Genomic DNA, 18797 nt, shown 5'->3' with positions numbered 1-18797 from the left:
TTGAACGCTCTTTTAATCCAAAAATGGATCCAATATCTTCGTGGGTTTCCCTGTTTTATCGAAAGCCCCTAAGTTATAATTTTTCCAATTATACGCTTGAGGTTCCCAGTACATGAGTCCAAATGCTTGATTTTTAGGGAGTTTTTTTATCCGATTTTTTAAATCTTCCACAAACATTTTTCCATTCTCAGGGTCCGCATAGTTAAAACCTATTTCACAAAGCAAGCTTGGTTTATTGAATTTACTATGGAGTTCTTGTATATTTTCCACGCATAATTGGTTGTAACTCGCCCAATTTTTGGCATCGGGATATAAGGACATACCGATGATATCAAACCTTGTTTTATACTTTTTTAAGCCCTCAAACATCCAGTTGAACAGTTTCTTGTCATAGCCATTCGAAATATGAACAATAACCCCAATCGATAAATCAATTTTTTTGGTGGCCCGATAACCAGCGTCTAACAATTTGGAAAATGTATCCATGTTGGTGGAGGCTCTGCCCACTTCCCACAACATCCCATCATTGGTTTCATTGCCTATTTGTACAAATTCTGGAATAATCGAATTTGATTTTAAGGCATTCAACACTTCAAATGTATGGTCATAAACCTTGCTAACTAATTCCGTAATTGTTTTTCCCTTCCATTCCTCAGGCATATTTTGTTTGCCAGGGTCTGCCCATGAATCGCTGTAATGAAAATCGATCAACAATTTAAATCCAAGTGCTTTTACTCTTTTGGCCTTGATCAATAAGTCGGCTAAATTATTATAACCATCTTTTGGATTAACCCAAACTCGAAGTCTGATGGTATTAAATCCAAGGTCTTTCATTAAGACAAAGCAATCTTTTTTGACCCCTTGACTATTATAAAAAGGCATTCCTGCATTTTCCATTTCGGTTACCCAGCTAATATCTGCACCTTTGATTAATTCGCTAGGCGGATTATAAGGGTGCAAAATAGTGTCTAGAGCAATTGAATTGGGCGCTTTAGGACCTTCAACCTGTGCACAAGATTGTAAAAAGACGAAGAGGCTGATGAGAATAGCCAAATACTTTTGCATGATCGGTTTGTCTTAAAGAATATTGTCAATTTTATTAATGCTCTGTAAATATTCGCTCGGCGATTGTCCCGTAACCCTTTTAAAAGACCTATTGAAAGCCGATTTTGAATTAAATCCTGCTTCATAAGCAACCGCCAAAAAAGTATAGTTTTGGAATTTTGGATCATCTAATTTCTCCTTAAATGCTTCGGTTCGGTAAGTATTAATAAAGTCGAAAAAGTTTTTTTGGAAGGAATCATTTAAGGTTTTTGACATCACATGCGGAGATACATTCAATTGGGCTGCCAAATCATTCAAGGTTAGTTTGGGATTTAAATAGGGTTTGGATTCCTTCATAATTTCCTCAATTTTTCCAGCAAGCTCATCTTTTATCACCTCTTTGCTTTCCACATAATTTTTTTCACTTTGAATCGGAGCATTCAAATCAATTTCGCTTTCGGAGCCTAATATGTTGTGCTTAGGGGATATTTTAAAAATCTCGGGTTGATGTATCGCATAATAGCCCAAAAAGAAGGGAGAGGAGGCAAATACGAACCATATTAAATCGACGATTTGACTACTTAATAGCGCGAAATTTAGATCCAACAGATAGCCTATCAGATAAATGATGATGGCAAAAATGCCCAAAATAATACAGGCTAAATAAATAATTTGGGTAATCTGTAAGTAGCTTAAGTTCTCTTCAAAAGAGGAACTAATTTTACTTTTTTCACTGTAGATATTCAAGATCTTTCTGAACTTCGTCCATTGAATCAGATTCCAAATAATTCCAAAGGTACCTATAGCCAAGAATAGAATCTGAAAAGATGGATCTTGATTAAGTTGAGAATAACTGAATGTCGTGTAGTCTAAATTGAAATAGGGCAAATAAACCAACAATTGAAGAATGGCGGGTAGGTAAATCCAGCGCCATTTGATTTTAAAATCATTGGAACGAAACAACAACTTTTCAATATAAAGATTGTACAAAGGGGCAAATAGAAAAATAATAAAGTCGGGTAGTAATAATATTTTAGGGAAATCTTGTGCGATATTCCGATCGGTAGAAATCACTTTGATCAATAAAGTGGTAGAAATTACTCCAATTAACAAGATCAGCCAACGATTGGCCGCCCAGTTGGAATTTTGAATAGTTGGAATGGCAATCATTAACAAAATGCTACTGAAACTGGCAAATAGCAAGAAGAGGCTATAAAGATCAAAAAAATTAAATATACCTGTTAAATCCTCCCAATTTTCGACATTGATGTAGGTGCTGTGTTCGATATCTCGTGGATTCCAATCCACTTTTTCTGTGCGTTTTATTTTCCGATTGGGCATTGCTTTTCCGTTTCCATAGCATTCCACAGAGGCCCAGGTCCCACGAGTTATTTTATATTGAACTTCATTTAATTCGGATAGAATTGTTGCTCGATAGGAACCATCAAAATGCCTAATCATGACATAGTTTTCATCTCTTGGGTTCCAATTGTTAAAATTACCTGTGAGGTAAATTTTGGCATCGTAGGGAGTGGAGCCAGGAATTTTATTGACGATAATTCGATAGGTGGCTTTGATTTCCCAGCCCAATATTTGAATGATTTGTGTTTTGGTGGAATCGGAATTTTTATCATCGAATCGTCGATTAGCCCTTATTTGGCCATCAGTTGAACCTTCCACCAAATGCCATGTCCCTTGAGTAATTTTATATTCAAAAACATGTACACTATCTGGTATGCTTACTTCGTAATTTCCATTTGATTTTTTCTTGAATTGAAATCTAGGATCAGCGGGATCCCAGTTATTGAAATCGGCGGCGAGAAAAAAATCGCCTTTGGGTAGTAATTTTTTAGATGGAGCTAGTAGCTCTAATTTATGTTGACTGAAAGTAACGTAACTAATTAATAATAAAATATTTAAGAAGGTCGCCCTTTTCATTTTTCAGGTAAATTTTAGACTTGAAATTACGAGTAAATCTGCGAGTGCCAAATTTTTTATCGTTCCACTTTATAAAATGAAACGTATATTTTCTTGTAATTTATTCATTTACAGACAATTGCACTAATTCAATAATTTTTGTTAGGATTTAAAGTGGGGCGAATCTTTTGGATTAGCAGCTTAATTTTGATCTTCTAAAAAACTATTTTTCACCAAATTATTAAATCATGTTTATGAAAGCAAAAATTACTAGCTGGATTGAAAGACTTGGTCAAAGAAAAAGAAAGGATTTATTCTTCACCCTTACTTTGATTACTTTTTCAGTTTTTTCAGCCATTGCTCAACAGACCATTACTGGAACTGTTACATCACCTGAGGGACCTATTGCAGGTGCTTCTGTGGCAGTGAAAGGTACCAACAAAGGAACGGCTGCTGATGCAAATGGTCAATTCAAAATATCAAATGTGTCATCTAAAAGTGTTTTGGTGATATCATCTGTTGGCTTTACCACCAAAGAAGTAACGGTTGGTAACCAAACATCTCTAAGCATATCATTGGAAATGGATCCTCAGTCATTGAACGAGGTCGTGGTGATTGGTTACGGTTCTCAGAAAAAGAAGGACTTAACCGGTTCCGTTGTATCCATCTCTTCCGCCGATTTTCAAAAGGGAAATATTGTTTCTCCAGATCAATTAGTCGCAGGTAAAGTTGCGGGTGTTCAAATTACATCTAACGGTGGTGCACCAGGCGCGGGATCTACGATTCGTATTCGTGGGGGATCTTCTTTAAATGCAAACAATGATCCTTTGATCGTCATTGATGGAGTGCCATTGGACAACAATGGTATTTCTGGAGCAGCGAATGCTTTATCATTTATCAACCCAAATGATATTGAATCTTTTAACGTATTGAAAGATGCCTCTGCTACAGCGATTTACGGTTCTAGAGCATCCAACGGTGTTATTTTAATTACGACCAAAAAAGGTAAAAAAGGAGATGATATCAAAGTAAATGTTAGTTCAGTGGCTTCATCCGCTCAAGCACGTGCTTATGTAGATGTTTTATCTGCAACAGATTTTACTTCCGTCATTAATTCAAAAGGTACTGCTGCTCAAAAGACTTTGATTGGTAAATCGACGACGGATTGGCAAAAAGAAATTTACCGCAATGCCATTTCAATTGACAACAACGTAAGCATCACTGGTTCCATCAAAAATACACCTGTGCGTGCTTCCATTGGTTACTTAAATCAAAATGGTATTTTGAAAACATCCAACATGGATCGTATTTCAACATCCATTGGTCTTAGTCCAAGCTTTTTTAACAACTCGTTAAAAGTGGATTTGAATTTAAAATCATCCATCATCAACAATAATTTTGCCAACCAAGGTGCCATCGGAACAGCGGTAGGATTCGATCCAACACAATCAGTAACAGGTTCTGAATACGGTGGATATTTTGAATGGTTAGATCCAGCTACGAAGAAACCCAATTCCTTAGCTCCTAAAAATCCAGTTGCATTATTGGAATTGCAAAAAGATCAATCGAACGTAAGAAGAACGATTGCGAATGCGGTATTTGATTATAAAATGCCATTTTTGCCAGAATTAAGAGCGAATGCTAATATCGCCATCGATAAATCTTCTTCAGAAGGTACGATTGATATTCCAGCAGGCATTGCCAATTCTTATGACAGAGGAGGTAAAGCAGGATCCTATTCTCAAAACAAGGATAATAAGACTTTTGAGTTTTATTTGAATTATGTAAAAAGTGTTGGCCTACACCGTTTTGATGTCATGGGAGGTTATTCTTACCAAGATTTTCTTCGTGACAATACAGACTTAGATAAAAATATCGCAGGAACTGTCTTTAACAATACCTATTACAAGACTCAAAATACCTTGGTTTCTTTTTACGGAAGAGCCAATTATTCATTGAACGACAAATATTTGTTAACGTTTACCTTACGTAATGACGGATCTTCTCGATTCTCTCCTGAAAATCGTTGGGGGGTCTTCCCAAGTGCTGCTGCAGCTTGGAAGATATCCGAAGAATTCAAAGATTCTGAAGTAATTTCTGATTTGAAATTGAGATTAGGTTGGGGGGTAACAGGTCAACAAGATGTGTTTAGCGATTATCCCTATTTGGCACGTTATACCAATTCTGAACCCAATGCACAATATCAATTTGGCAGTTCTTTCTTAAATACTTTACGTCCAGAAGGATATGATGCTAACATCAAATGGGAACAAACAACGACCAAAAACATTGGTTTAGATTTTGGTTTCAAAAAAGTAGGCATTACCGGTTCGATTGATGTTTATCAAAAAGAAACCAAAGATTTATTGTCTGTTATTCCCGTACCAGCAGGTTCTAATTTAACCAACCAAATCTTAACGAATGTTGGAAATCTAGAAAACAAAGGGGTTGAGGTAACCTTAAATTTCAATCCTATTCATACGGCTAATGTAAATTGGGATTTTGGTTTGAATGCAACTTACAATCAAATTAACATTACCAATTTGACGAAAGTACAAGATCCTACTTACAAAGGAATTTTAGTAGGTGGCATTTCGGGTGGCGTGGGTAATACCATTCAAATTCATTCCTTAGGTTATTCTCCTTATACATTCTATGTGTACCAACAAGTTTACGATACGAATGGCAAGCCGGTTGAAGGACTTTATGTAGACCGTAACGGTGATGGAAAAATTTCATCAGACGACCGTTATCGATATGAGTCGCCTAATTCAAAATATTTCTTAGGTGCCTCTTCTAATTTACAGATTAAAGATTTCTCTTTTGGATTTGTATTAAGAGCGAATATTGGAAATTACATGTACAATAACATCAATTCCAATGCGGCCATATATCGTGCAGCGACAGGTGGTAACAATTTCTTATCCAATTTAGTCCCTAACGTGAACGAAACGAACTTCAATAACACGCAGTATTTTTCAGATTACTACATTCAAAATGCTTCTTTTTTACGTGTAGATAATATCAGCTTTGGTTACAACTTGAATAAATTGTTACATGCGAAAAAATTCAATGCTCAATTATCATTGAATATTCAAAACGCCTTTATCTTCACTAAATATCAAGGTTTAGATCCAGAAGTAGGTGGCGGAATCGATAACAACATGTATCCAAGACCTCGTACTGTTTCATTGGGCTTAAATGTGAATTTTTAATCGTTAAATCGTAAAAAAATGAAAGCAAAATATATAACAATTGTTAAGGGATTAGGCCTAAGTGTTATCTTAAGCATTTTATCCTCATGTATGGGAGATCTGGATAGAGTCCCGTTCATCGAAGTTACCTCAGCTACGGTTTTCAAAGATCCAGCTAATTACAAGCCTTTGTTGGCTAAATTATATGCAGGTTTAGCTGTTTCGGGTCAACAAGGTCCGGCAGGGAAACCAGATATTTCAGGTATTGATGAAGGTTTTTCAACCTATTTACGTCAATATTTCAAAGCACAAGAATTACCAACAGATGAAGCTGTTATTGGCTGGAATGATGGTAGTTTGCCAAGTTACCATACCATGACTTGGACTTCCGGCAATGAATTCATTACGGCGATGTACAACCGTATTTATTATCAAATTGGTATTTGTAATGAATATATTCGTGAAACATCGGATGAAAAATTAGCGTCGAGAGGCATCACTTCTCCTGAAATTAAAATGTACCGTGCAGAGGCTCGTTACCTAAGAGCATTGAGTTATTATCATGCCTTGGATATGTTTGGATCCGTTCCATTCGTGACAGAAAAAGACGCAGTAGGTTCGTTTTTGCCAAAGCAAATCTCAAAAGCAGATCTATTTGCTTACATCGAATCTGAGTTGAAAGCGATTGAAGCTGATATGGCAGAGCCAAGAAAAAATGAATATGCAAGAGCTGATAAAGGTGCTGCTTGGACACTTTTAACGAAACTATATTTGAACGCTGAAGTATATACGAATGCTGGAAAATTCACAGAGGCAATAACCTATGCTAAAAAGGTCATTGGTGCAGGATATGTTTTGGAATCTAAATACCAAAATTTGTTTTTAGCTGATAACCATAAGTCTGCCGAAATCATTTTCCCAATTGCATTTGATGGAACAAAAACCAAAACTTGGGGTGGAATGACATTCATGGTTCATGCTCCTGTCGGCGGAAAAATGAATCCAGCTGATTTTGGAATTAACGGTGGCTGGGGTGGCTTAAGAACTACTCAGCAATTTGTTGATCATTTTGATGACAAAACAGGTAAAACGGATTCAAGAGCGATGTTTTTTACAGACGGACAAAACAAAGAAGTAGCCGACATTTCAGCTTTTACAGATGGCTTCGCTATCACAAAGTACAAAAATGTTACTTCGACAGGTGTTAAAGGGTCCGATTCAGAAGGAAACTTCCCAGATACAGATTTTCCTATGTTCCGTTTGGCCGATGTTTATTTGATGTATGCCGAAGCTGTTTTACGTGGTGGTGCAGGAGGAGATTTAACGACTGCTTTGCAATATGTAAATGCATTACGTTCTAGAGCTTACAATGGTTCTCAAGGAAATGTAAGTGTGTTGAATTTGGATCTAATCATCAAAGAAAGAGCTAGAGAATTGTTTTGGGAATGTCACAGAAGAACGGATTTAATTCGTTTCAAAATGTTTACAGGATCAAGCTATGTTTGGGCATGGAAAGGTGGGTCTAAAGCAGGTGCAAGCGTTTCGGACAATTTAAAATTGTTCCCAATTCCTTCTTCAGATATGGTCGCTAACCCTAATTTGGTTCAAAACACAGGATATTAATTAGGTCTTAAAAGTTAAAATATACGATTATGAAAAAATCAATTTTTAAAATATTTTCACTCCTTATATTTAGCCTTGGCTTAATATCTTGTGAAAAAGAATTTGTGAAACCTGTTTTGACCGCTACAACCGGTCCAACTATTACTTTATCTAAAACATCCATTGTTTTAGTGAAGGATCAAGTGGCATCAGAAGCACTTACTATTTCTTGGCCAAAACCAGATTATGGTTTTGATGCAGCCGCTGCTTATACCCTTTTAATTGATAAAAAAGGAGGCGATTTTTCTAAATCTGCGGCTATATCTGTTGGGGGCGATTTAAAAAAGACCTTCAAAGTTGGCGAGTTAAATCCCATTTTGTTGCAATTAGGCTTAAAAGCTGGAGTAGCAGCAGGTGTAGATTTTAAAGTTCAATCAGTTGTTGGGCCAACAACTTCCTTTATTTCTCCAGTAGTAAGTATGACGGCTACTCCATTTTTGGATAAGTTAGATTTAACGACCAATTGGGGTGTTGTGGGAAGTGCTACTCCAGGAGGCTGGAATGGTCCTGATTTACCTTTCTACAAAACAGACGCAGCCAATGTATTTGTTGCTTATGTAGATTTAAATGAAGGTGAAATTAAATTCAGAACAGACAACAAATGGGATTATAACATTGGCGATGGAGGTTCAAGCAGCTTGAAACAAAACGGAGATAATATCAAAATTAATGCCAAAGGAACTTACAAAGTAACCATTGATTTAACGAAAAACACATTTTCGGTAGTTCCTTACACTTGGGGCATTGTAGGTTCAGGTACTCCAAACGGTTGGGGTGGACCAGATGAGCCATTCTGGTATGATCCTGCGACGGATCAATGGAGAGCCATTGCTAAATTAGTGAAAGGTGAAATCAAAATTCGTTTCAATAACGACTGGGCGGTTAACTATGGGGATGACGGAGCCAATGGAAGTCTTGAAGCAGGTGGAGCAAACATCGCTGTTGCTGCTGATGGTTTCTATTTAGTTACTTTCAACCAAAAAGAACTGAAAGTCAAAATCGAATCTTATAAAGTTTGGGGTATTGTTGGTAGCGCTACAGCGAATGGTTGGGGTGGACCAGACACCAAATTTAGACCTGATTTTGGCAATGAAGGAGTATGGTATTTAACTAATATCGCATTGTCGGCAGGTGAAGTTAAATTCCGATTAAATGACGATTGGGGTGTTAATTACGGCGATGATGGTGCTAACGGTTCATTAGAATCTGGAGGCGCTAATATTGCTGTCGGAACCGCTGGTGTTTACAATGTCAAAATAGACTTTAGAAACCCTGCAGCACCAACTTATACTTTGATCAAAAACTAATTTCTTTGTTAATTAAAGAATCACGAAAGGGTTCATGCTAACCAACACCGAGGTCTATGATAGAACATAGGCCTCGGAAAGGTTGGCTTATTCCAACATTCATCAAACAATTTTGCGCTTTTACATCAATTAAATTTTAATTGATTGATATTTTATTGATTAACTTATTTAATCTAAACAAGCTATCATCCTATTTGAAAACGAATTAACACATGAAAAAATTTATTTATTTATTTCTATTACTACAAAGCCTTTCAGCTTTTTCGCAAGAAAAATCTATCCAAATTGAACCCATGAATTGGTGGGTTGGAATGAAAAACCCTAATCTTCAATTGGTCCTAAGAGGTCAAAATATCACAGGCGCTCAAGTAAAATCGCTAAAATCAGGCTTAAAAGTAGTGAAAGTTCACAAAGCCGATAGCCCAAATTATCTGTTTGTCGATGTTGTTGTTGATAAATCTGCTAAATCTGGCAATTATCCACTTCAGATTATCAAGGATGGCAAACAATTATCCCAAATCAATTATTCGCTACAAGATCGTGTCGCTGGAAGCAAGGATAGAGAAAGCTTTTCTTCCAAAGATGTGATTTATTTGATCACTCCGGATCGTTTTGCGAATGGTGATAAGAGCAATGATTCGCATCCTGGATTGGCGGAAAAAAATGTGGATCGTTCCCAAATGTATGCCCGCCATGGCGGTGATATTCAAGGGATCATCGATCACTTGGATTATATTCAAAAAATGGGTTACACCGCTATTTGGAATATGCCTTTGCTTGAAAATGATCAAGAAACTCAAAGCTACCATGGGTATTCAATCACCAACCATTATCAAATGGATCCACGATTTGGTACCAATGAAAAATTCAAAGAATTATGTACAGAAGCGAATAAAAGAGGCATTAAAATCATTTCGGATATTGTTCTTAATCATATCGGAAGTGGTCATTATTGGATGAAAGACTTGCCTTTTAAAGATTGGATTAATCATGAGGCGAAATTTGCCTCCACCAATCATCGTCGTGAGGCACAGCAAGACCCACATCGTTCAATGGCGGATATGCAAACATTGGTGGATGGATGGTTCGTTCCTACCATGCCAGATGTCAATCAAAATAATCCATTTTTGGCAAAATACATCATTCAAAATACCATTTGGTGGATTGAATATGCCGGACTTGGTGGCTTAAGAATTGATACTTATCCCTATTCTGAAAAAGGCTTTTCAAATGCTTGGGCATCAGCCGTTTCCAATGAGTATCCTAAATTCAATATGGTGGGTGAAGAATGGTCAACCAATCCGATCATTACTTCCTATTGGCAAAAAGGTAAAATTCATCCCGATGGATTCCAACCCGCTTTGCCAAGTTTAATGGATTTTCCTCTTCAAAATGCCATTTCGGAAGGTTTAATGGAGCAAGAATCTTGGAATAATGGATTAATCAAAATCTATGCCGTTTTGTCCAATGACTTGGTTTATCCTGATCCGAATAATCTGGTTATTTTCCTTGACAACCACGACATGAGTCGGGCCTATACTCAATTAAAAGAGGATAAGGATTTGATGAAAATCGCCCTTACCTTGGTATCGACTATGAGAGGAATTCCGCAAATTTATTACGGAACGGAAATCAATTTTACTAATCCAAAAAGCTCAGAACATGGGGAAATTCGTGCGGATTTTCTAGGAGGATTTGCTGGTGATACCCAAAATGCCTTTACCGGAAAAGCCTTGAACGCAGATCAAAGTAGCTCACAGGAATTTTTGTCTAAATTACTCAACTGGCGAAAAGGAAATGAGGCCATTACCAAAGGAAAAATGATGCATTTTGCTCCTAATAATGGCATTTATACGTATTTCCGCTACACAGATAAGTCGAAAGTAATGGTGATTATCAATAAAAATACTCAAGAAAGTAAAGTAGATCCTCGTCTATACAAAGAAATTTTACCCGCAAATGCGACAGTAAAGAATGTTATTACTGGACAAATTTCTAAATTAGGGGATTACATAAAGGTTGACAAAAAATCTGCGTTGATCTTGGAAATTCAATAACAATGCCATTCAAAAAACCATTATACTTTCTATTCCTATTTATTTTCCATTTAAAAGCTCTTGGTCAGGTAACGACCCAAGAGCTTTTTCCCAATGGAGATAATGAAATAACCATCATTGTTGACCTAAAAAAAGCCAAGGACTCAAGAGCTACTGGATTATTGGGCAAATCATCTGACGTTTACTTGTGGTCGGGTGCCGGTTCAACCGAAACAGGAAATGCTTTTCAATTCCAACCTAGCGGGCAATCCAATTTTTCTGCTCCATTTGAAAAAGGGAAAATGACGCCTTTAGGAAATGATGTTTGGAGCATCAAAATGATTCCAAGAAGCTATTATGCTGTCCCCAATGGAACCCCAATTGCCAAGTTGGGACTCCTCTTAAAAAGCGGTGATGGAAAAAATCAAACAGAGGATTTTCAACTGAATCTGTTTACAGGAACTTTGGCTGTAAAATGGTTGTCTCCATTTGAAAAATTCACCCTAAGCGAAGCCAATCAAACCGTCAAAATTCGAGCTTCTTTTTCGACAAAAGCCAATGCAGAATTAAGACAAGGAAATACCCTTATTTGGAGTCAAACAGCCGCCGACTCGGTAAATGTTAACTACTCCTTAGGGTCTGAACAAGGCAAATCATATCAATTTGTTCTGAGCCTGAGCTCAGGAAATGTTACCTACAAGGATTCGGTTCAAATATTGACTAAGCCACAGGTAAGCGTTAAGGATCGCCCTGCGGGAGTCAAGGACGGCATTACTTATATAGGAGACCGAGTGTATCTGTCCTTTTATGCGCCACAAAAATCATTTGTTTACGTCATTGGCGAGTTTTCCAATTGGAAGGTAAATCCCTCCTACTTAATGAATAGAACTCCAGATGAAAATCGTTATTGGATTGATTTAGGCGCTTTCCCCTCTGGCCAAGAATTGGCTTACCAGTTTTACATCGATGGAAATATTAGGGTGGCAGATCCTTTGGCAGATAAAATCTTAGATCCCAACAATGATGGATATATTCCCAACAGAACCTATCCAAATTTAAAGAAATATCCTGCTGGCGCTACGGGAATCGTTTCCGTTTTTTCAACAGGTCAGGTTGACTACCCATGGAAAAACAAAAATTTTGTTCGGCCAGCTCAATCCAATTTGAATATTTATGAATTGCTAGTTCGTGATTTTATAGCCGATAAACGCTATGTAACGGTGGCCGACTCCCTGCCTTATTTGAAGAAATTAGGCATCAATGCCCTGGAATTAATGCCCGTAATGGAATTCACAGGAAACGATTCTTGGGGCTACAATCCCATCTTTTATTTCGCACCGGATAAAGCTTATGGCACTAAAAATGATTTGAAATATCTGATTGACAAATGCCATGAAAATGGAATCGCTGTTATTTTGGATATGGTCCTGAATCAAGCTGATATGGAAAATCCCTACGTAAAAATGTATTGGGATGGAACAAAACCTACTGCCAATAGTCCCTTTTTTAATGTCACGGCAACCCATCCATTCAGCGTATTCTTCGATTTTAATCATGAGAGTCCGCATACCCAATGGCTTGTAGATACTGTTTGTCAATATTGGTTAAATGAATACAAAATGGATGGTTTCCGTTTTGATTTGTCGAAGGGCTTTACTCAAATCAATTCTGGCACGAACGTCGATTTATGGGGCAAATACGATGCTAGCAGAATTAAGCTTTGGAAAAGGATTTACAGTAAAATTCGCAGCTACGATACCAATGCCTATGTGATTTTGGAGCATTTTGCCGACAATTCAGAAGAGAAGGAATTAGCAGATAATGGGATGATGTTATGGGCAAATGCTAAATTTGACATGACCAAAATCATACAAGCATATCCCACTAATTACGATTGGATTTCATACAAAACAAGGGGCTTCAGCAAGCCAAATTTGGTAAATTACATAGAAAGTCATGACGAAGAGCGTTTGATGGTGGAAATAGCCAGCTCGGCCGCTCGAAAAGTCTTCACAGAAAGTGAAAAATTGGATCGAATGAAAATGGCAGCAGCCTTATTTTTCATGATTCCTGGCCCAAAAATGATCTGGCAATTTGGGGAATTAGGCTATGATATTTCCATTAATTCCAATGGACGTACGGGCACCAAACCTCTTTTTTGGAATTATTTAGAAGATAAACAACGACTTAAATTATTGGGTGTTTACCAACAAATGGCCAATTTAAGATTGAATAAACCCATTTTCCAAACCAGCGACTTTAAATTGGATGTGGCCAATGTTGTCAAACAAATCAACTTAACAGAAGGAAATAATCAGGTTTTATTACTGGCTAATTCAGGACCTGAACCACAATCCTTGTCCTTTACATTCCCTATAATAGGTAAATGGTATGATTATTTTACAGGAAAATCGTTTGAAGTAACGAACAAAACCGTACCGATTAGTTTAGTTAGTGGCGAGTTTCACCTATTTGTTAACCAAGAATGGAATAATCAAAACTTAAATTTAGTTCCTTGGGATGTCCCGAATTTCCAAGTATTGGGAATCGAAAAAGAGCGGAATTTGAATTTAACCGTTTATCCCAATCCTGCCCAAGATCTTATTCGGGTTAGCTGGGAGGCTACCAATCAAAAAGAAGTAGATTTAAAAATAAGCGATTACTTAGGCCGATTGGTGGTAAACAAAAAGATTGCTCAGGTTCCAAATGCCAAAAATGAATATGAATTTGCTAAAACGGATTTATCCGGTTTTGGGATGTATTTTATTCAAGTAGGAAATGAAGTTCGTAAATTAATTGTTGAATAGACGATGTATCGATTTTTTCTGTTTCTTTTATTGGTTGTGGGAAATCATTGGGGATATTCGCAAATGCCAAAGCCAATTTCTGGTCAAATAAAACGATTAGCCAACTTTTCTTCGAAGTATGTTGATGCAAGAAACATTGACATTTGGCTTCCAAAAAACTACCAAGAAAAAAAGAAATACGCCGTTCTCTACATGCAAGATGGGCAAAGCCTGTATGATTCCAGCATTACTTGGAATCATCAAAGTTGGGAGGTAGATGATGTGCTTTCGAAATTATTGATAGAAAACAAAATCCAAGATGTCATAGTGGTAGGAATTTGGAATGGACAAAAGATGCGCCACGCGGAATATTTTCCACAAAAACCCTATGAAAGCTTAAGCCAAATTGAGCGAGATTCAATTACCGCCACTTTGCAAAGAGCTTCAAGAACGAAAGAGGTTTTTCAGCCTATTTCCGATCAATATCTGCAATTTTTGGTCAAGGAATTAAAGCCATTTATTGACAAAAACTATTCCACCTTTCCCGACAAAAATCATACGTTCATTGCGGGAAGTAGCATGGGTGGATTAATTTCCCTGTATGCCATTTGTGAATATCCGACAGTTTTTGGTGGAGCCGCTTGTTTAAGTACGCATTGGCCTGGCACTTTTTCGGTTGAGAACAATCCAATCCCCAATGCTTTTTTAAGTTATCTAAATACTCATTTACCTGAACCCCAAACACACCAAATTTATTTTGATTATGGGGATCAAACCTTAGATGAATTATATCCTCCTTTGCAGAAAAAGGTAGATGAAGTGATGAAAAAGAAACATTTTTCTAGTAAGCATTGGCAAACCCAATTTTTTCCTGGAGACAATCACAGTGAATTATCTTGGAGCAAACGTCTCCATATTCCAATGTTATTCTTGTTGGGAAAAACGAGTCGATAAAGAAGTCATCTTAGCTTTTTTTCTCATCATTGATTTTTGAAGGATAGCATTTTTTCGATCTTTTTGCCTTTGGCCAAATCATCCACCAATTTATCTAAATAACGCACTTTTTTGGTCAATGGATCTATAATATCTTCGATTCGATAGCCACAAATGAGTCCAGTAATTAGATTCGCTTGGGGATTCAATTGGGCCATTTGGAAGAACTCCTCAAAACTTGTATTTTCTTGGACGAGTCGTTCAATATCAGCTGAATCATAGCCTGTTAGCCATTCAATGACTTGATTTAGTTCCTCTTTTGTTCTTCCTTTTCGCTCTATTTTAGCGAGGTATAGTGGATATACAGTCGAAAAAAGCATTTTATAAATTCTTTCGGTATGAGAAGGGGTCTCTTTCATATTGATTCGCTCTTTTAAAAGTCGGTACGAAATGGAGATGCAGGAAATCCTTCCTTGTTGATCAAATTGGCCCCTTCGGGATTATCCGCCCAAGCATAGCGTACATACATGGGCTCTTTAATTTCATCACTCCAAACAAGTACATTATTTTGATCAATTTTCGCTTTGGCCCAAACAAATTTTTTGTCTTTTCCAGCAATGGAAAAATACATCAATTCGTCTTCATCTGTTTGATTAATTGCCAAGCCACTGCCCAATTCACGAAAAAAGAGACGGATTTGATGGCCTTCTATTTGATTGGATTGATAAATGGGGCCAGAGGAAACTATGGATTCTTGGTAGGCGAGTTTTCTAGCTATTTTCGAGAGTCTTTCTCCGATGGGTTTTTTATTCAAAGGATGAATATCGTTCCATTCGCCTAAATCCAGTGCGACAGCCATACCGCTATTGGGGATTGAAAGGCTTTTCAATTGTCCTTCCCGTAAAACAGCCATTGCACTTTCTGTTGGCAGAAATGTGCGGTCTTGAAATCCAGGTAATTGAACATACAAAAATGGAATTTCGGATTGTTTAAATTGTGTTCTCCAATCTTTGGCTAAAGCTGGTAAAAGATGTTCATAGATTTCAGGTTTCCCCACATTCGATTCTCCTTGATACCAAACAATTCCTTTCAATGAGATAGGAAGAAGTGGAGCGATCATTGCATTATACAGAGAAGTAGGCGTGTACATAGGAGCTGCAGGCATGTCTTTCTTCGGAGGAAAAACCTCCCCAACCTTATAAGACCAATCGCCCTGAAGATCAAAAGATTGATGTCCGACGATCATTTCATAACGTTTATCAGGCACAAATCCTCCTTTCCCAGCGGTATTCGTTACTCGAATTACTAGCACATTTTTCCCTGTTTTTAAAAGTCCGCTTTTGATTTCATATCGTCTGGGAGGATATTGATAAGTGATATTTCCCACTTGTACACCATTCACAAAAACTTGGTCGGCATCCACGATGCGCCCTAGAAATAATTTGGCCGTTAAGCCCTCTAGAGAGGCTGGAATTTCTATTTCTCTTCTGAACCAGACGACACCATTTAGCTCATGCAGACCTTGATCTTCCCAAAAACCTGGAATGGTAAAACGTTTCCAACCTTTAGGCTTATACAAAGGGTCTGCCCATTTTTCTGTCAAACCTCGGTCGGCGGATTTTACGGACACGGCGGCCGCAGTTGGTGCTTTAGTAGTGTCTTTTTGAAAATCAGGAAAGGGCTTTAAACCTTCTTCGCTGATCCAAGATTCAATGGGCGAACCTCCCACACTTGCATTGATGATTCCAATAGGGATTTGGTATTTTTGGTACAGTTCTCTAGCAAAAAAATAGCTTACTGCACCCATTTTTAATACATTTTCAGGATTAACGGAAAGCCAGGAACTAGCAGGTAATTGGTCTAAAGCCTCTACTTTTGAAACAGCGGTTGGTAAGAAAAAATGTCGAATCTTTGGAAAATTGGCCGAAGCAATATCCTCTGGATACGTTTCTTTTACTCGTTCCATGTTAATCACCATGTTCGATTGCCCCGAACAAAGCCAAACATCTCCAAACAAAATATCCTTGATTTCCATATCATTTACCTGAATAACATAAGGCCCTCCTGCTGAAGTTGCGGAAAGTTTGGTTTGCCAATTGCCTTTTGAGTCGGTAAGGGTATGTAATTTCTGGCCTTTGAATTGAACGGTGATTTTCTGCCCTGGCTTCGCCCAACCCCAAATTTTAAGAGGGGTATCTCGCTGAAGTACCATGCCGTTGCTTACGATAGAAGGTAATTTAATTTGAGAAAAAGTAGTAAAACTGATTAATAGGAATAGATATTTTTTCATCTGACTTAAATTAAGAAAAGAGAATTTATAAAATTACTCGTTTCTTTTTGATAAAAAACAAATGACAAGATCCTTCCTTTCGGGTTTAATGGTTGGGAATTGTTACTGTACTTTGGGCTTTCATTTACATTATTCAAAAGTGGGATATCCTTATTGTTTGAGAAAGCTACAAAACACAAAGTTTTGAATGGCGCCATTGGGAGTAATATGATCTTCCCGCTTACACGCTAAATTTTTAAAATTAGATTGTTGGAATTTTTCTTTCATGCCATCTTCGTCGTATTGTTTTATATCCAAACCACTGCATTTTTGGGGGCCATCTGGCGAAAAAGTCCCGATAATCACCATGCCGTCAACCGCATTTTTGACTATTTCCAAATATTGATCTATTTTGTCTGTTTCGGTTTGAAAATGAAATGCTGCTCTATCATGCCAAACATCGTAGGTTGATGTTGGATGAAAATCCAAAATATCAGAGACAATCCATGTTACCTTATGAGCATCTTCACCCAATCTTTCTTTAGCTCTTAGAATGGCTGATTCGGATATGTCTAGCACGGAAAGATGGGTATAGCCTTCAGCCAGTAGACAATCTACTAATTTGCTATCTCCACCCCCAATATCAATGATTTTAGCTGTTTTGGGGACATTGAATTGATGAATGTAGTCCAAGGAAGCCTTTGGAATATCCTGTGTCCAACTTACTTCATGAGGCTGTTTTGTTTGATAAATAGTTTCCCAATGTTCTTTGATGTTCTCCTTCATTCAGCAAATTTTGCCAAAAATTCTGTCAAAAAATGTGATAAATATCACTCGAAACATGGATGGGAAAATGGCTAAGAAAATATACCCAATCTCACTCAATGAAATACCAATTGATAGATTTCAATAAAAATCAAACCAAAAACGATGGCAAGATGCAACAAGAGAATCATTTTCTGCCATGTTGGCCTGTCATCCCACTTTTGTTCAACCTGAAAAGGGTCAAACGCGAGGGCAATCCCTAAAGAAATGAGGGCTTGTCCAATGGATTTTTCAAATAAATAAAAACTGCCTAATATAACTAAGGCCAAATAGATATACTTGTTGAATTTTGTTGTCATCATTTAGAAAACTACTTGGCATTCCACCCGTCCATGAGTCCAGATTTAATATCGGTATAATTCGAAATAAAAAAAACAATTAGAATAATCCAAAGAAGAATTTTCCAATTGTTTTTTACCAGCGCTTTAAGGTCATTCATTAACTGATTCATATCTGTGATTTTAAAGTAAATAGTAAATTCATATGGTTTGGTATCCGATTTATGATCGAATTCGGACAAATCTGTTTTCAAAACTGCTCCAATCGCTTTCAATGAATGAAGACTTGGTTTTACCTCATTATTCTCAATTCGCTGAATCGTTCTCAGTGTTAAACCGGACTGTTCGGAAAGTTCTTTTTGAGTATAATTTCGAAATGTTCTGATCTCTTTTAATCTTTGACCCAATTCCATTTGCAAATATGATATAAGTGAACGAGATTTTTTTGACAAATAGGCGTCATATGAGCGACATTTTGGCGTCGATAATGCAATAATACCTACAGAAGATGAAAAAATAAATAATTCCAAAAAATTTAAACAATTG

13 protein-coding genes are annotated in these 18797 nt (G+C 37.2%); 6 read left to right on the top strand and 7 right to left on the bottom strand.

The window, feature by feature from the left end; all coding sequences use genetic code 11:
* Window positions 1–12: 12 nt before the first annotated feature.
* Window positions 13–1065, bottom strand: coding sequence for a glycoside hydrolase family 53 protein (locus tag V7S76_RS11865; protein ID WP_459510338.1), 1053 nt, complete (start codon window positions 1063–1065; stop codon window positions 13–15).
* Between the two features lie 12 nt (window positions 1066–1077).
* Window positions 1078–2982, bottom strand: a complete 1905-nt coding sequence (locus V7S76_RS11860; protein ID WP_459510337.1) for a helix-turn-helix domain-containing protein — start codon at window positions 2980–2982, stop codon at window positions 1078–1080.
* A 233-nt stretch (window positions 2983–3215) separates the two neighbouring features.
* Here V7S76_RS11860 and V7S76_RS11855 point away from each other — a divergent pair, with 233 nt between their 5' ends.
* The 6 genes from V7S76_RS11855 to V7S76_RS11830 all read left to right on the top strand — a co-directional run bounded on the left by V7S76_RS11855 (window position 3216) and on the right by V7S76_RS11830 (window position 14900).
* Window positions 3216–6176, top strand: a complete 2961-nt coding sequence (locus V7S76_RS11855; RefSeq protein ID WP_459510336.1) for a SusC/RagA family TonB-linked outer membrane protein — start codon at window positions 3216–3218, stop codon at window positions 6174–6176.
* 18 nt (window positions 6177–6194) lie between these two features.
* On the top strand, window positions 6195–7778 hold the full coding sequence (locus tag V7S76_RS11850) for a RagB/SusD family nutrient uptake outer membrane protein (RefSeq protein WP_459510335.1): 1584 nt from the start codon (window positions 6195–6197) through the stop codon (window positions 7776–7778).
* 29 nt (window positions 7779–7807) lie between these two features.
* Window positions 7808–9124 carry a SusE domain-containing protein gene (locus tag V7S76_RS11845; RefSeq protein ID WP_459510334.1) on the top strand — a complete coding sequence of 439 codons (1317 nt, stop codon included), beginning with the start codon at window positions 7808–7810 and terminating at the stop codon, window positions 9122–9124.
* Window positions 9125–9336: 212 nt separating this feature from the next.
* Entirely contained in the window at window positions 9337–11181 is a 1845-nt protein-coding gene (locus V7S76_RS11840; protein WP_459510333.1) for a glycoside hydrolase family 13 protein, read from the top strand.
* A gap of 2 nt (window positions 11182–11183) precedes the next feature.
* Window positions 11184–13967 (top strand): alpha-amylase family glycosyl hydrolase, encoded by a 2784-nt coding sequence (locus V7S76_RS11835; RefSeq protein ID WP_459510332.1) that lies wholly within the window; start codon window positions 11184–11186, stop codon window positions 13965–13967.
* A gap of 3 nt (window positions 13968–13970) precedes the next feature.
* Window positions 13971–14900 (top strand): alpha/beta hydrolase, encoded by a 930-nt coding sequence (locus tag V7S76_RS11830; protein WP_459510331.1) that lies wholly within the window; start codon window positions 13971–13973, stop codon window positions 14898–14900.
* A gap of 26 nt (window positions 14901–14926) precedes the next feature.
* On the opposite strand, the gene V7S76_RS11825 is transcribed toward V7S76_RS11830, so the two are convergent.
* The 5 genes from V7S76_RS11825 to V7S76_RS11805 form a co-directional block, all read right to left on the bottom strand.
* Window positions 14927–15298, bottom strand: coding sequence for a DUF2200 domain-containing protein (locus V7S76_RS11825; protein ID WP_459510329.1), 372 nt, complete (start codon window positions 15296–15298; stop codon window positions 14927–14929).
* Between the two features lie 14 nt (window positions 15299–15312).
* On the bottom strand, window positions 15313–17169 hold the full coding sequence (locus V7S76_RS11820; protein ID WP_459510328.1) for a sialate O-acetylesterase: 1857 nt from the start codon (window positions 17167–17169) through the stop codon (window positions 15313–15315).
* A 150-nt stretch (window positions 17170–17319) separates the two neighbouring features.
* Entirely contained in the window at window positions 17320–17934 is a 615-nt protein-coding gene (locus V7S76_RS11815) for a class I SAM-dependent methyltransferase (RefSeq protein WP_459510327.1), read from the bottom strand.
* Window positions 17935–18029: 95 nt separating this feature from the next.
* Window positions 18030–18275 carry a hypothetical protein gene (locus V7S76_RS11810; RefSeq protein ID WP_459510326.1) on the bottom strand — a complete coding sequence of 82 codons (246 nt, stop codon included), beginning with the start codon at window positions 18273–18275 and terminating at the stop codon, window positions 18030–18032.
* Between the two features lie 8 nt (window positions 18276–18283).
* Window positions 18284–18781, bottom strand: a complete 498-nt coding sequence (locus tag V7S76_RS11805) for a helix-turn-helix domain-containing protein (protein ID WP_459510324.1) — start codon at window positions 18779–18781, stop codon at window positions 18284–18286.
* Window positions 18782–18797 lie beyond the last annotated feature (16 nt).

The organism is Aquirufa sp. ROCK2-A2, from assembly GCF_054558485.1.
Note: the sequence above shows the minus strand (reverse complement) of the source record. Positions and strands in the feature narration are given on the sequence as shown.

Coding starts and splice junctions, on each gene's coding strand:
- V7S76_RS11865 (WP_459510338.1), bottom strand. CDS start 1,065: ATGCAAAAGTATTTGGCTATTCTCATCAGCCTCTTCGTCTTTTTACAA.
- V7S76_RS11860 (WP_459510337.1), bottom strand. CDS start 2,982: ATGAAAAGGGCGACCTTCTTAAATATTTTATTATTAATTAGTTACGTT.
- V7S76_RS11855 (WP_459510336.1), top strand. CDS start 3,216: ATGAAAGCAAAAATTACTAGCTGGATTGAAAGACTTGGTCAAAGAAAA.
- V7S76_RS11850 (WP_459510335.1), top strand. CDS start 6,195: ATGAAAGCAAAATATATAACAATTGTTAAGGGATTAGGCCTAAGTGTT.
- V7S76_RS11845 (WP_459510334.1), top strand. CDS start 7,808: ATGAAAAAATCAATTTTTAAAATATTTTCACTCCTTATATTTAGCCTT.
- V7S76_RS11840 (WP_459510333.1), top strand. CDS start 9,337: ATGAAAAAATTTATTTATTTATTTCTATTACTACAAAGCCTTTCAGCT.
- V7S76_RS11835 (WP_459510332.1), top strand. CDS start 11,184: ATGCCATTCAAAAAACCATTATACTTTCTATTCCTATTTATTTTCCAT.
- V7S76_RS11830 (WP_459510331.1), top strand. CDS start 13,971: ATGTATCGATTTTTTCTGTTTCTTTTATTGGTTGTGGGAAATCATTGG.
- V7S76_RS11825 (WP_459510329.1), bottom strand. CDS start 15,298: ATGAAAGAGACCCCTTCTCATACCGAAAGAATTTATAAAATGCTTTTT.
- V7S76_RS11820 (WP_459510328.1), bottom strand. CDS start 17,169: ATGAAAAAATATCTATTCCTATTAATCAGTTTTACTACTTTTTCTCAA.
- V7S76_RS11815 (WP_459510327.1), bottom strand. CDS start 17,934: ATGAAGGAGAACATCAAAGAACATTGGGAAACTATTTATCAAACAAAA.
- V7S76_RS11810 (WP_459510326.1), bottom strand. CDS start 18,275: ATGATGACAACAAAATTCAACAAGTATATCTATTTGGCCTTAGTTATA.